The sequence below is a fragment of the Wolbachia sp. wLmal genome (genome assembly GCF_049435495.1).
GTDB lineage: Bacteria > Pseudomonadota > Alphaproteobacteria > Rickettsiales > Anaplasmataceae > Wolbachia > Wolbachia pipientis.
Genome location: NZ_CP185405.1, coordinates 391083 through 404597 on the forward strand (window position 1 = coordinate 391083; position 13515 = coordinate 404597).

Sequence of the window (13515 nt, forward strand, 5' to 3'; positions counted from 1 at the left end):
TAAAATTTATTTTAATAGCTTCAAATTTTAACAATATGAACGCGGTGAAAAATCTAGTTATTTGGTTGCTAATAATAGCCACTACTGCAATGCTTATTGATTCACAAAGGGACAAACTAAGCGACAGATTTCTCAGTACTTTTTTACCATATAAAGGAAGAATTCAAAATAGCGGTCAGAATAGTGGAAGTATTGAATTTACGAAGTCATATGATGGACACTTTTATATTCAGGCTCAAGTCAATGATCGCAATATAACGTTTTTGCTTGATACTGGAGCAACCGATATTGTTCTATCACAAAAAGACGCATTACATGTTGGTATTAACTTACAAAATGTTCAGGATTTTAAAATATATGAAACTGCGAAAGGTCAAATAAAAGCTGGAGTGGTTCAAATACCTCAAGTTAAAATAGGAAATTTTTTGATTAATGATGTACAGGCAAGCGTTAACACTCATTCTATGTCTCATTCACTACTTGGAATGAGCTTCTTAAGGTATTTTCATTTCACTATAAGAGATAATAAGTTGATATTATACCACGACTAAACACTTCTACAATCTACTTATCAAAGCTCTGTAGGTCAATATAGGAGTAGAAATAAATATTGCAGAACAAGTGCCAATCAAAATACCAAAAAAAACGATCAAGCTGAAGTCTCTCACTGCATCTGTGCAGATTAATACTAAAGGAAGAGCAGCAAGAAGGGTTGTACCAGAAGTTAATATAGTGCGAAATAATGTAGCGTTGATACTTGCATCTACTACCTCACTCATCCGCCCACTTTTACCACTCCTGCGATACTCTCGAATCCGATCATATATAATTACTGAGTTATTGATTGAATAACCAATGACAGTGAGGAGAGCTGCAACTGATGAAATATTAAACTCAATGCCAGTTAGGCTAATAAAACCAACAGTTAAAATCACGTCATGAATCAGTGCTGTTATTCCACTGAATCCACATTGCCAATTAAATCTAAACCAAACGTAAAAAAATATTCCAACAATCGCGATCAACATGGATAACATTCCTTCAAATATTTGTGTTGAGCTTATTTGTGGGCCAACATAGTCTATTTTACGATAGCTTATTGAGCTACCTAGCTTTTCTTCTAGTATGCTTTTTATCTTTTTGATTTTATCTTCATCTCCTTCATCTTTAAAACGCATGACTAAATTATCACCCGCTTTTGAACTCTGCACTGTAAAACCATTTTCTTTTAATGCATCGAGAATAGAGTGATTCTCATCTGAAGATTTTATCTCTATCAAAATTCCGCCTGCAAAGTCTATGCCTAAGTTCACTCCACGCAGTACAACAATGAGCATTGAAAAGATGATAAGAATAATGCTAACGAGTGCAGTCAAATCCCTATATTTACTAAACTTGATATTAAGGTTATCTGGAATGAGTCTAAGTGCCATGCTATTTACTTAAACTTGAATTTTATATACTTTTCAAAAAATTCACTAGTTTATTCTGTGATTGTTTGATTATGTCAATTTTTCCATCAGTTAATTCTTGTCTGTCAATTAAGTTCTATCTAGCTTGCATACTACCATTTTGAAGTACATTACAAAAGCGAAATACTGCCAATTTGGCCCATCATTTTATCTCTGCAAGCTTATCCCCCCTTGCTATGTTAGCAACGCAACCTAAGCTAGGTTCCTTCATAGCAGTGTTAGGTACACTGCCATATCTTTCAAAACTTTCATGCTCTATAGCTTCCTCAACACTTTTTCCTCCTAAAAGACAGTTTTCCCCTAAACTTTTTCCCCTATTTTTTAACTCATTAAGCCTTGCTCTGTTTTCCCCATCAATCCCCACTTTTATTTTATTGCTGCCTTTCTCACTAGGACTTAGATAAATACTTATCTCTCCTACCTCAGTAGTAAAAGACATTTCAATACCACCTTTTGAGACATCCATGTAATTTCTTTTTCCCCCTATTTCTTCTACATTTTCAACTCTTACTATACTTTCTCCAATTTTGAGTATGCCAACTCTTAAATTTAAGTCTTTGGCTTTTTCATTATTTAGGATTTCTGCAACTTCAACAATACTATCTTGCGAGTACTCTATACAAAAATATCTATTATCCTTGTCTACTCCTAATACATTTTGAGTCTGCTTGCTTTTGTTTACAATACTTTCATATGCTAAACCTTTTAGCTTGCTTTCAATTTCCTTACATTTCTCAGAAAGACCATCATCAAATCCATTACAAGTAACTATCTGCTCAAACTCATTCCCATCGAAAAAATTATGGCGTTTTACTTTCCCACCTTCTAACAATAAATTACTAACAATGCTTTTGATAATGTCCTCTTCGGACACTTCATTTTTTTGTTACAGTTTTTATCTTTACTTTGATAGGGAAAGTTATCAAATACAAAAGTGTTACTTCTGTTACTTATATGACTACCACTAGTAAGATCTTTTATTTCTTCAAATACTGTATTTGTTACAGTTTTGTTACAACAACTACATTTTAAATTTAACATTACTTCTTTTTCTAAGTATTTAGCTACTATGCACTTAATACTTTCTGGAGTATTTTTATATCTTTTTGTTCATTTTGTTCTGTTATACCTCTCACCTCCCCACAGCATTTATCAATCAGATCCTGTTTACTTTGAGTTAACGACATTTTTAGTTTCATAAAAAGTGAGTCTTTTAGAAAAGGATTATCATCTTCTAGGTCCCGATCATTTTCTGTATATTTTTGATTATTTTGTGCTTCTATTTTCCTCTTCTTGTACAATGGTTCAAACTGATCAATTTCAATCGATCGTACTCGTTTCCTTGAAGGAAAGTCCTCTGGAATCTGATCCTCATCGTCAGAATTGTGACCTGAATCACAAATTACATGATCATTGCAGGTAGAATTATGCTCTTGACTAATCAAGGAAAGCTGAATTAGATTGCTAAAAACAATATTATCTAGCTGTACTGAATCAGTACTTTCAAAAATTTGTGGATTATTACTCACGTCTGGCAAATCACCTGATAAACCAGTCTGATGATTATTTTCACCTACCCAACCATCAGTTGGTGTTGGAATGCATATTCCTGTATATCTTTGGCTATCAAGAGAATCATTAGTTAATTGTACTGCTGTATAAGTTGTCCGGTCATCCTCATCATCGGAACTAATACCTGAATCATGGCCATCACCTTCTTCAATCTTTTGAGTTTCTATATCGTGTTCATTTATTTCGCTCGACGAATCATAGTTGGAAGGGTTATACTGTTGATTAGGACGTTTAAAAATTTGACGCCAATCGCTGTAAGGCTCCTTAAAATCGAAAGGAGTGCGTATAACTTTTTCCTTGCCTGATACCCCACCATTCATATTGTATAACCATTACTCACTAATCCCCTAGTGAATATCGTAATATATAGGTCTGTCAATAAAAAAATATAACTTTCTTTGGTTCTAACCTTTGCAAATCAGTATCTATAGCTCGGTAATTTCTCATACGTTGCACTCTGGACCTAGGAGCGTTGTTAATAAAATCCACGACAGCTAGACAATCCTTGCTCGTCCACTAAAAGGAAAAGCAGCAAGGAGCGAACCAAAAGCGATAAGAAAGGATCCAAGCCAGATTATAGACATTCCAGGTTTATAGTGCACTTTGGCTGCGATTTTGCTCTTACTCTTATCAATCTCTCCAATTACAACATAAATATCAGAAAATAAATTGTGGTAGATACTGCTTTCAACATTTTTCTGACCTTCCACAAGGTAAAATCTATATTCAGGGGTCATCTCACCTAATATCTTATTATTCAGCAAATTCCTGATACCCATTGTACCCCTCACTGCATGGAAATTTTTTTCTTTTATTAGCTCAATATTTCGTAAAGTAACTTTAAATTTATTGACTGTTATGCTATCCCCTATTTTTAAGTAATTTTCTTTTTTCTCCTGCCAACCAACCGAATATGCTATACCAAGCACTAGAATTGCCACTCCAGCATGAGCTGCCATCATTGCATAGTAGGATTTAGAAACTTTTCTTGCTAATAAAATTGATTCACCAAATGCTACCTTAAATAAACAAATTCTTTTACTGTATGCTTCTAAAACAAAGATTAATAATGCTATGGAGATAGTAATTGATAGCACAATTATTAGCTCCATGTGAAAAATAAACGGCAAAATAGCTGCAGCACTACAAAATGAAAATCTATATTCACGGAATATTGGCAATAGACTATTTCCCTGCCAACTGCAGTATTGCCCAATTATCGTGAGGGCTAGAATAGCCAGTGCAATAGGGTTAAATAAGGAATTATAGTATGGTGCTCCAACTGAAATTAATTCACCGGTTAAATATTCGAGCACTGTAGGGTATAAAGTGCCAACGAACACAATGAAAAAGGCAGTGATGAATAATAAATTGTTCATCAGCATCATCGTAAGGCGTGAAAAGAATCTTCTACCCTCTGTCACTTGAGTAGCAGGTTTCTTTTCAGATTCCAGTGTCAAGCATTGGAATGACATCGCAGACGTGTGATTTTTTCTCGTAAATACTACAAATATTACTAAGCTACTGACTGTAATTACACCAAGTAGAGCTAATATATATAGTCCATATCTTGGATCATCTGCAAACGTGTGCACTGAGGTAAGTATTCCTGAGCGGACTAGAAATGTTCCAGTCACACTCAATATAAAAGTTGTAAGCGTAAGTAAAATAGCAAAGTCCCTTAAAACATTGAAATTTCGCACCACGAGCAACAAATGTGTCAGCGCTACTGCAATTAGCCACGGCATCAAAGAAACGTTTTCCACTGGATCCCAAAACCAAAATCCACCCCACCCAAGTTCGCGATATGCCCACCAGCTACCTAAGCTGATGCCCAAAGTGAACAGCGACCAAGAAATAAGTACCCAAGGCCTGACAATTTTAGCCCAAACATTTCCTTCAGTATTTAAAATTAATCCAGCTATAGAGAGCGAAAAAGGAACGCTAAATCCAAGGTACCCCAAATATAATATCGGTGGATGAATAGCAAGGCCTATATTCTGCAATATCGGATTAAAACCCAATCCATCTGTTTCAATGCCTGGTATTTTAGTGAAGGGGCTGGATTCAATTAAAGTGAACAGCAAAAAACAAAAGCAAATCAGCCCATGAGTGATAAGAGATATTTTTTTTAATTTACTACCATTAGTTCGTTCTGGTGTCATTCCAGTGCTTGACACTGGAATCCAGTTTTTATTACACTGCCATTTGATGTACTCATTTGCAATTAAATTGTCTGGATCCCAGTGTCTGGGCACTGGGATGACAGAGGGGGAAACTGGGATGACAGAAGGTATATAAATATCCATTAGTAATAAATACATGACAAGCACTAAGGTCCAAAGCAACATGGACCCTTCTTTGTTTCCCCAAACACCACAAATCTTGTAGATCAAAGGTTTTGTTGTGTGTGAGTGGTAGTATACGTTTTCAAGTGAAAAATCATTTGTAATGTGGCAGTAGATCAAAATAGCCATTGACACTGATACACAAAAAAATATGGCAGTGGTAATAAACCGACAAGAACTAAGCGGTAAAAACAAATATGTCAAAGACAATAAGCAGGCTAGCAATAGCAATATATTCCCAAGTTCAGGCATAAAAAATTATAGTTTTTATATAAACAATATTACTGATGACAAGTTAGAAGTTAAAGTGTTAATTGATGATAGCATAATGCTCCCGTAGTTAGCTGTGCTAGTATTAATTAAAAATTAAATCTTTATACTTTTATAGATAGCGTTAATATTGAGGTAACATTGTGGGTACAACTAAGATTAGTAAATTTCCATTCAATATAAAAGGTAAAGTGGCAAAACAACATGCCGAACCAATAATCGAAAAAAATCTCTATACTATTTTAGGATTCAAAGATATAGAAGATTTTGAAAATAAGACAAGTAAGCTTGTTAATAAAAAAGTTTGGCAATCATTTGTTGACTGCTTTGCAAAAGAAATAGATTATGCAGCGACCGAAAAAGTTGTAAAAAGCATCGTTTGTAACATTGCAAAGAGTGATCGCGGTGATGCTTTTACCAAAACTGAACATCTCATATTAAATGAAAAACAAGATAATAAAAAGAGAGAAAAAGCGATTAGAAAAGCTATTAGTATTTTGAGAAAAATCAATCCAGAAAAAGCCTTTAATGAACTTTCAGTAATAAAAAAACAAGCTGAAGATTTTTTACAAACCGATTTTTGTAAAGCACAGAGTAAATCACTTCAAGGATTTGCTCCCTCTGGTGGACAGCTCTTTGCGGAAACTCTGAAATATATAGAAACACTAGAAAGATTATCCGAAGTAAAAAAAGAAGGGCTAGTTAAAGATTTCTTGTTAAATCATGTTAGTTCATTGAATAAAAAGTATCCTAAATCACAAGGTAAAAGGGAAGATGCTATAACAATACTATCAAGTGATGAGTTGAAGAATTTTTACAATAAAGGTGTAGAAGAAGGAATATTACAACCAATGGCATCTTACAAAGAATGTAGAAACCTGTATGACAAAATGAACCAGATAAAAAATGAATCCAAAAGTATAATTAAAAGAGAAGAACGGGAAGAAAATTCGAAGAAAATAGATAAGTCGATAGTCAGCGCGATTAATGACATAAAAAAACATAGAGAAGCAATCCTTAACTGTAAAGACTTTCAAAGTTCTTACATAAAAGAGAAAAAAGAACATCCATTTAGAGGCAACGCATGTCAAAAAATGATTGATATATATCAAGAGAGAATTGTTGGATATCAGGAGAAAATTCGTCAAAACTTAAACCAAATAAAAGCGATATTAAAAAGTGCGCCGCAAGAAATGGATGAAGAATTAGAGGAAATAATCGATGGTATACATGAAGCAAAACAGTTCGATGAAGATTTTGATTCAGCTTTAATTTGTTTATCGAACATGCAGAATGAGCCAGATATTCAACTGGAAAATCCTCCAACAGAGCTAAGAGTTTCACACATTAACGTTAAAACTAAGCTAATTAGGTTATAAGGGCGGGATTTTTGGGATAATTTTAATTCAAGACAGCTCTTAGTCTGTGTTTTAATTTGGTTGTGTTTTATTAAAAAAACTTTAGATTTATTGCATAATTGATACTCAAATATAATGACTCAAACTTGGAATTTGTTGCAAACAGGGCAAAAGGAAGGCTATAAAATTGCGTATACTAATGCTCGTATTATCGACCCAGAAACTAAACTTGATATAAAAGGTTCGCTATTGACTGAAGGGGATAAAATTGTTGATTTTGGCGAATCATTATTTTCAACAAGTGGAGTTGATGAAACAATAGACTGTAAAGGGCTTGTTCTAATGCCAGGCCTTATTGACATTCACGTACATTTTCGTGAACCAGGCCAGGAACATAAAGAAACTATATATACAGGCAGCAAATCTGCAGCTGCGGGGGGAGTTACAACTGTAGTTTGTCAGCCAAACACTGTTCCAGCAATTGATAGCGTTATTTTGGCTAAATATTTGAAATATAGAGCACTTGAAACTTCACATGTAAACGTTGAATTTTACGCTAAAATCACCACTTCGGAAGAACACCTGACTGAAATGGCACTTTTAAAGGAAGCAGGTGCGGTTGGGTTCACCGATGATGGCATGCCAGTTATGAACCCAATGATTATGAGACAGGCGCTGCTTTATTCAAGTATGCTGAATGTTCCTATTGCTCAACATGCAGAAGATTTAAATTTATCAGCAGGTGGTGCAATCAACGAAGGTAAAATTTCTGAAGAATTGGGAATAAAGGGGATCTTAAGTGCGTCAGAATCGGTTATGGTAAGTCGCGATATACTGCTCATGAAAGATATGGAGAATGTGCACTACCATATTCTACATGTCTCTTCAAAAGATTCACTTGATGCTATTAAACGTGCAAAAGATTTGGGATTAAATGTTACGTGCGAAGTAACCCCTCATCACTTCACTTTGACTGAAGATATAGTAAAACAACATGGGGCAATTGCAAAAATGAACCCGCCACTTCGCACTGAAGAAGATCGTTTAGCTATGGTTGAAGGTTTAAAGACAGGTGTGATTGATTGCATTGCAACCGATCATGCTCCGCATGATCGTAGTTCTAAAGATCTGCCACTTGAAAATGCTGCATTTGGTATTGTTGGTCTTGAAACAATGCTGCCCCTTTCACTTGAACTCTATCACAGTGGGCAAATGGGTCTACTTGATGTGCTCGCAAAATTGACATATAAGCCTGCAGATATAATACACATACCACGTGGTCGTATACAAAAAAACCTTGCTGCAGACTTAATTTTAGTTGACCTCAATCATGAATGGGAAATTAAAACTGACAACTTTGCTAGTAAATCAAAGAATTCTCCTTTCGATGGTCGCAAAGTAAAAGGACACGTAGTACGTACTGTTGTGTCCGGCAAAACTATATACTCGCAGAAGAGTTAGTTATCATATCTTATCTATTCCAATTTGTTATCACCAGAATGGGCTAAGTGCACCTAAATTTAAATTAAGAAATCTTACACTGTCTCCGAATAAACACATCCTCTTATCTTTCCCTAATCTGTAAAGTTATTTTGTCTATCAATCTGATTCCAAAACAGCAAAATTATTGTATAATGTTACTTTGAAGTTTTATTTTCAATGCACAAGTTTGCAATACTTTTTTCTATACTGCTTGCAATAGTTGCTTACTACCTAAACAATGGAATCATATTTGAAATAGCAAAGCTATTTAGTGATATCTTTATCAGCTTGCTCAAATTAATAAGCTTACCTCTGGTTTTTTTATCCATAGTTTCCACAATTTCCGGGCTCAAAGACTCAATTGAAATCAAAGTCTTAGTTAAGAAAACACTATTTTATACTCTGCTTACAACTATTATAGCTGCGTTTGTTGCATTATCGTTTTATTTGTTAATAGATCCAGCAAGAAAAAATTTCATAAGTAATACAATAGGGAGTATTAACAGCAATAACCACAGTTATTTTTCATATTTAAAATCACTCATTCCTTCTAATTTTGTGCAAGTTTTTCTTGAAAATAATATGATTGGTAGCATATTAATCGCTTTTTTGATGGGTGGAGCTATTGTTTCACTTTCAAAAGAAAAGCAGGATATATTACATCAAATATTCTCTGCACTTTTTGATACGCTACTTAAAATTGCTCAGGGGTTACTAAAATTCATTCCGCTTGCTGTGTGGTCCTTTATCACATGTTTTTTGCATGAATTAAAAGGCGGTAGTGAGTTCTACAATCTTTTATGGTATTTTGTTTGCATAATGTCTGCAAATTTTGTGCAGGCATTTCTGATTTTACCGCTATTTATGTGGTATAAAGGCATATCACCAATTCAAACGCTGAGAGGGGTTATGCCAGCACTCACACTTGCGTTTTTTTCTAAATCATCCAGTGCAACATTGCCAACAACTATAGAATGTGTGCAGAACAAGCTAAAGATGCCAAAGAAATTATCGTCTTTTATTTTACCAATATGCACAACAATTAACATGAATGCATGTGCTGCATTTATACTAATCACTGTAATGTTTGTTGCAGAAATGAACGGATACGTATTTTCCTTAAGCGAAATGTTGATATGGATTTTTTTAGCTACAGGGGCTGCAATTGGTAACGCTGGAGTGCCGATGGGGTGCTATTTTATGGCAACCAGTTATCTCATGTCGATGAATGTTCCTCTGCATATTATGGGACTGATTTTGCCTATTTATACAATCATCGATATGTTTGAAACTGCAATAAATGTGTGGTCTGATGTTTGTATCACTCAGATAATTAATAAAGAATGTAATAGTGAAACTTAAAAAATGATATTAGACGAAAATAACCTAATAATAAAAGAATTTAAAGAAGCAGAAGCAATTTTGCATGGGCATTTTGTTTTATCATCCGGGCTGCATAGTGACACATACATACAGTGTGCGAAGATTTTTGAAAATCTAAGCAGAGCCATGAAAGTTTGCGCATTATTAGCAGACAAAATAAAAAAAGAATTAAATAGCTCCATAGATTTAATATTATCTCCTGCAATTGGTGGAATAATTGTGGGTTATGAGATTGGCAGGCAGCTTGGAATAAAGACAATGTTTTGCGAGCGCGTTAATGGTAAGTTTGAATTACGCCGTGGATTTAAGATCAAAAAGGGTGAGAAAATATTGCTCATTGAAGATGTAATAACCACAGGTAAATCTTCACTTGAAGCAGTGGAATGTGCAGAAGGGGAAGGAGGTAAAGTTGTTGCTGAAGCTTCTTTGATAAAGAGAAATAGTGAAACGAAACTGCCTTTTCCTGTCATATCTTTGATTGAACTGAACATCAAAAACTACAGCGAGGAAGAACTTCCAAGTGAATTAAAACAACTACCCATAACAAAACCTGGGAGTAGGGAATATTTAACAAAGTAATCCTATAATATCTTGGAAACACAGCATTTATACACAGCTTTAGTTATTTACTCCAAGTGTATTTTATGTATACTTATTACTAAATTAATTTTGAAATGATAGAAAATGAACGAATTTAAATCGATCCGAAATATAGCAATAATCGCACACGTTGACCACGGTAAAACTACTTTACTTGATAACATGTTAAAACAAAGTGGCACATTCCGCGAGAATCAAGAAGTTCAAGAACGAGTGATGGATAGTGGTGATCAAGAGCGTGAACGCGGAATTACAATACTTGCAAAATGTACATCAATAATGTGGGGCGATGAAAAGATCAATATTATTGACACGCCAGGGCACGCGGACTTTGGTGGGGAAGTGGAAAGGGTATTGTGCATGGCAGATGGTGTGTTGCTGCTGGTTGACGCTGCAGAAGGTCCCATGCCACAAACAAAATTTGTGCTCTCAAAAGCACTAAAAGCAAATTTGAAGCCAATTGTGATAATCAATAAGGTCGACCGACCAGACAGCAGAATTGATGAAGTATTAAATGAAATATATGAGTTATTTTTTAACCTTGATGCAACCAACGAGCAGCTAGATTTTCCAGTGTTGTATGCTTCAGGTAGAAATGGCTGGTGTGCTAAGGAGCTTTCTGATGAAAGAAAAGATTTAAGCCCATTATTTTCAACGGTTATAGATTATATAAAACCTTCTGTTTATAATCAAAATGCACCTTTTGCTATGTTGGTCACTCTACTTGAGTCTGATAAGTTTCTTGGCAGAATATTGACAGGAAAGGTTTATCAGGGTGTTGCACAAGTTAATTCAGATCTTAAGGTGCTTGACCTCGATGGTAAAGTAATTGAACGAGGAAGATTAACTAAGTTGCTCTCATTTTCTGGCTTGAAACGCATTCCAGTAGAACAAGCTGTAGCGGGAGACATAATTGCAATTGCAGGACTTGAGGAAGCTTCAGTTTCAGACACTATAGCAGCACCAGAGGTTACAACTGCAGTAAGCTCAACTCCAGTTGATCCGCCGACAATGGCGATTACTCTAAGCGTTAATGATTCGCCTTTTGCTGGACAAGAAGGTACAAAGCTTACCTCAACTGCTATAAAGGATCGCTTATACGCGGAGGCAGAAACAAATGTTGCAATTACTGTGACTTTGGCACCAAGCGGTGAAGCGTTTGAAGTAGGTGGACGTGGTGAGCTACAGCTTGGGGTGTTAATTGAAAATATGAGGAGAGAAGGTTTTGAGCTTTCGGTATCACGCCCTCGAGTGCTATTTAAGGAAGAAGATGGCAAAAAACTTGAACCTATAGAGGAAGTAGTAATTGATGTAGATGATGAATATAGTGGAATCATCATGGAAAAACTCAGCTTCCGAAAAGGTGAAGTGACTGACATGAGACCTTCTGGTAATGGCAGGACAAGATTAACGTTTTTAGTGCCATCAAGAGGATTAATTGGTTATCAAGGAGAGTTTTTAACTGATTCTCGGGGTACGGGCATAATCAACCGTTTATTTCACAGTTATGCTCCACATAGAGGTCCAATTTCTGGAAGGCGCAATGGAGTTTTAATTTCCACTGATAAGGGTGAAGCAGTAGCATACGCAATTTTCAATTTGCAAGATAGGGGAATTATGTTTATTAAGCCACAGGATAAGGTATATTGTGGCATGGTTGTCGGCCAGCATAGCCGTGACAATGATTTGGAGATAAATGTGTTAAAGGGTAAGCAATTAACAAACGTAAGAGCTTCAGGTAGTGATGAAGCTATAAAGCTCACTCCACCAAAGATAATGACACTGGAGGATATGATAGCGTATATAGATGATGATGAATTGGTGGAAGTAACTCCAAAATCTATACGTTTACGCAAGAAATTCCTTGATCCAAATGAACGTAAGCGTGCAGGAAGGGCAAAGAATAAGGAGTAATCAGAGGTTGAACATTTGCGAAAAATAGTGTATAATTATTCGTCTCCTAATTGTATTTAATTATGGCCTTTTCAAAATTTCTCGATCCTCGCAATGATTTGTGTTTCAAAAAAATCTTTGGCACTGAAAAAAAAATAAGAATATTCTTATCCATTTTTTAAACGATATTTTAGGATGTACTGAAGTCAACACTATACAAGAAGTAGAATTCTTAAGCACTATTCAAGATGCTGAAATTGCCTCTGATAAGCAAAGTATAGTTGATGTTCTTTGCAGGGATTCTAGTGGGAACAGGTATATAATTGAGATGGTGCGACCTGAAAGTCTTCGGTCATATTGTTTAAAAGGAGAGGAATTCATTCAGAAAGAAACTGAAAGGATTCTAAAACTTATTAAACCAGATGTTTTGCCATCTGAGTCTACGCATCAGTGCGAATCGGGCAACCGGTTGGTGCCAAGCGATGCGGACAATGAACCTCCTCTTGAAAAAGAAGATGCTCAATCGTGAGAGGAGCATAAACTACAAGCATCATGTGGTTGGAGAGCTAGGCTAGTGGTATGGTGAACGTAAGTGAAACTTCAAAGTATCGTAATTATGAAGGAGCTAAAGATGCTGATAAGCTCTAACCAAAAAGGTAATGTGACATTTCTCATTTCTAGATGTACGCAAATCACCGGTATAGAGAAGTCACCTAACCCACTGTTGTATGACAGAAGGAACAGGGTAAGCCTGTATTTTCGCCTACATGGCAAGCAAACCGCAAGGAATGCTGACGGAAGTGCAGGTAAAGGAGAATGGAGAAAGCGAATGCCATTTTGTAACGAAATGGATAGAATTTGTAACATTAATTCGCGTGAAAACGAGCAGACTTCCGTTTGGTCCCTCGTGACAAGAAACTTTGTTAACCACTTAAGGTAGGAAAGCAGATGACCTTACCCACAGAAATGATGAAGAAATTAGGAATATTTTTTACAAAAAGGACAATACTAACAAAAGAACTTTATTCTATTTAAAATATAAAGTTACAATAAATTTTCCTGTCATCTCCAAATAAATTACATTAACTTAGTATTGTATATTGTTAATAACTTAAATAACACAACCATTTTCAGCAA

13 protein-coding genes and 1 pseudogene are annotated in these 13515 nt (G+C 35.4%); 10 read left to right on the plus strand and 4 right to left on the minus strand.

The annotated features are described in order from the left end of the window. The first annotated feature begins 35 nt into the window (after positions 1-35). Positions 36-551: a TIGR02281 family clan AA aspartic protease gene (locus ACEL90_RS02085; RefSeq protein WP_423349149.1), complete on the plus strand. Its 516-nt coding sequence runs from the start codon at positions 36-38 to the stop codon at positions 549-551. A gap of 6 nt (positions 552-557) precedes the next feature. On the opposite strand, the gene secF is transcribed toward ACEL90_RS02085, so the two are convergent. The 4 genes from secF to ACEL90_RS02105 all read right to left on the minus strand — a co-directional run bounded on the left by secF (position 558) and on the right by ACEL90_RS02105 (position 5623). Beyond that, positions 558-1433 (minus strand): protein translocase subunit SecF, encoded by an 876-nt coding sequence (secF, locus tag ACEL90_RS02090; RefSeq protein ID WP_423349150.1) that lies wholly within the window; start codon positions 1431-1433, stop codon positions 558-560. Between the two features lie 181 nt (positions 1434-1614). Further along, positions 1615-2346: a hypothetical protein gene (locus ACEL90_RS02095; protein WP_423349151.1), complete on the minus strand. Its 732-nt coding sequence runs from the start codon at positions 2344-2346 to the stop codon at positions 1615-1617. Between the two features lie 193 nt (positions 2347-2539). After that, the gene (locus ACEL90_RS02100; RefSeq protein ID WP_423349152.1) at positions 2540-3364 is read right to left on the minus strand and encodes a hypothetical protein; all 825 of its coding nucleotides are present in this window, start codon (positions 3362-3364) and stop codon (positions 2540-2542) included. 174 nt (positions 3365-3538) lie between these two features. After that, complete coding sequence (locus ACEL90_RS02105) at positions 3539-5623, minus strand: heme lyase CcmF/NrfE family subunit (protein ID WP_423349282.1); 2085 nt, start codon at positions 5621-5623, stop codon at positions 3539-3541. Here ACEL90_RS02105 and ACEL90_RS02110 point away from each other — a divergent pair. The 9 genes and pseudogenes from ACEL90_RS02110 (at position 5544) to ACEL90_RS02150 (ending at position 13318) form a co-directional block, all read left to right on the plus strand. After that, positions 5544-5732 carry a hypothetical protein gene (locus ACEL90_RS02110; RefSeq protein WP_423349315.1) on the plus strand — a complete coding sequence of 63 codons (189 nt, stop codon included), beginning with the start codon at positions 5544-5546 and terminating at the stop codon, positions 5730-5732. The genes ACEL90_RS02105 and ACEL90_RS02110 overlap by 80 nt on opposite strands. A gap of 73 nt (positions 5733-5805) precedes the next feature. Next, positions 5806-7041 carry a hypothetical protein gene (locus tag ACEL90_RS02115; RefSeq protein ID WP_265023825.1) on the plus strand — a complete coding sequence of 412 codons (1236 nt, stop codon included), beginning with the start codon at positions 5806-5808 and terminating at the stop codon, positions 7039-7041. 114 nt (positions 7042-7155) lie between these two features. After that, positions 7156-8481 carry a dihydroorotase gene (locus ACEL90_RS02120; RefSeq protein ID WP_423349153.1) on the plus strand — a complete coding sequence of 442 codons (1326 nt, stop codon included), beginning with the start codon at positions 7156-7158 and terminating at the stop codon, positions 8479-8481. A 198-nt stretch (positions 8482-8679) separates the two neighbouring features. Further along, a complete protein-coding gene (locus ACEL90_RS02125; protein WP_423349154.1) occupies positions 8680-9864 on the plus strand; it encodes a dicarboxylate/amino acid:cation symporter in 1185 nt (394 codons plus the stop codon). 3 nt (positions 9865-9867) lie between these two features. Continuing rightward, positions 9868-10464, plus strand: a complete 597-nt coding sequence (gene pyrE / locus ACEL90_RS02130; protein ID WP_423349155.1) for an orotate phosphoribosyltransferase — start codon at positions 9868-9870, stop codon at positions 10462-10464. A gap of 105 nt (positions 10465-10569) precedes the next feature. Beyond that, a complete protein-coding gene (gene typA, locus ACEL90_RS02135) occupies positions 10570-12399 on the plus strand; it encodes a translational GTPase TypA (RefSeq protein ID WP_423349156.1) in 1830 nt (609 codons plus the stop codon). Positions 12400-12461: 62 nt separating this feature from the next. After that, positions 12462-12709 (plus strand): annotated as a pseudogene (locus tag ACEL90_RS02140) (PD-(D/E)XK nuclease family transposase); the annotation flags it as partial. Continuing rightward, the gene (locus ACEL90_RS02145; protein WP_012481961.1) at positions 12707-12907 is read left to right on the plus strand and encodes a hypothetical protein; all 201 of its coding nucleotides are present in this window, start codon (positions 12707-12709) and stop codon (positions 12905-12907) included. The pseudogene ACEL90_RS02140 and the gene ACEL90_RS02145, both read left to right, overlap by 3 nt. Positions 12908-12994: 87 nt before the next feature. Beyond that, positions 12995-13318 (plus strand): hypothetical protein, encoded by a 324-nt coding sequence (locus ACEL90_RS02150; protein ID WP_423348614.1) that lies wholly within the window; start codon positions 12995-12997, stop codon positions 13316-13318. The last annotated feature ends 197 nt before the right edge of the window (positions 13319-13515 follow it).

Excerpts from the sequence above, each read along its gene's own strand:
- ACEL90_RS02085 (WP_423349149.1), top strand. The coding sequence starts at position 36 with ATGAACGCGGTGAAAAATCTAGTTATTTGGTTGCTAATAATAGCCACT.
- secF (WP_423349150.1), bottom strand. The coding sequence starts at position 1,433 with ATGGCACTTAGACTCATTCCAGATAACCTTAATATCAAGTTTAGTAAA.
- ACEL90_RS02100 (WP_423349152.1), bottom strand. The coding sequence starts at position 3,364 with ATGAATGGTGGGGTATCAGGCAAGGAAAAAGTTATACGCACTCCTTTC.
- ACEL90_RS02110 (WP_423349315.1), top strand. The coding sequence starts at position 5,544 with ATGGCAGTGGTAATAAACCGACAAGAACTAAGCGGTAAAAACAAATAT.
- ACEL90_RS02120 (WP_423349153.1), top strand. The coding sequence starts at position 7,156 with ATGACTCAAACTTGGAATTTGTTGCAAACAGGGCAAAAGGAAGGCTAT.
- ACEL90_RS02125 (WP_423349154.1), top strand. The coding sequence starts at position 8,680 with ATGCACAAGTTTGCAATACTTTTTTCTATACTGCTTGCAATAGTTGCT.
- pyrE (WP_423349155.1), top strand. The coding sequence starts at position 9,868 with ATGATATTAGACGAAAATAACCTAATAATAAAAGAATTTAAAGAAGCA.
- typA (WP_423349156.1), top strand. The coding sequence starts at position 10,570 with ATGAACGAATTTAAATCGATCCGAAATATAGCAATAATCGCACACGTT.
- ACEL90_RS02145 (WP_012481961.1), top strand. The coding sequence starts at position 12,707 with ATGGTGCGACCTGAAAGTCTTCGGTCATATTGTTTAAAAGGAGAGGAA.
- ACEL90_RS02150 (WP_423348614.1), top strand. The coding sequence starts at position 12,995 with ATGAAGGAGCTAAAGATGCTGATAAGCTCTAACCAAAAAGGTAATGTG.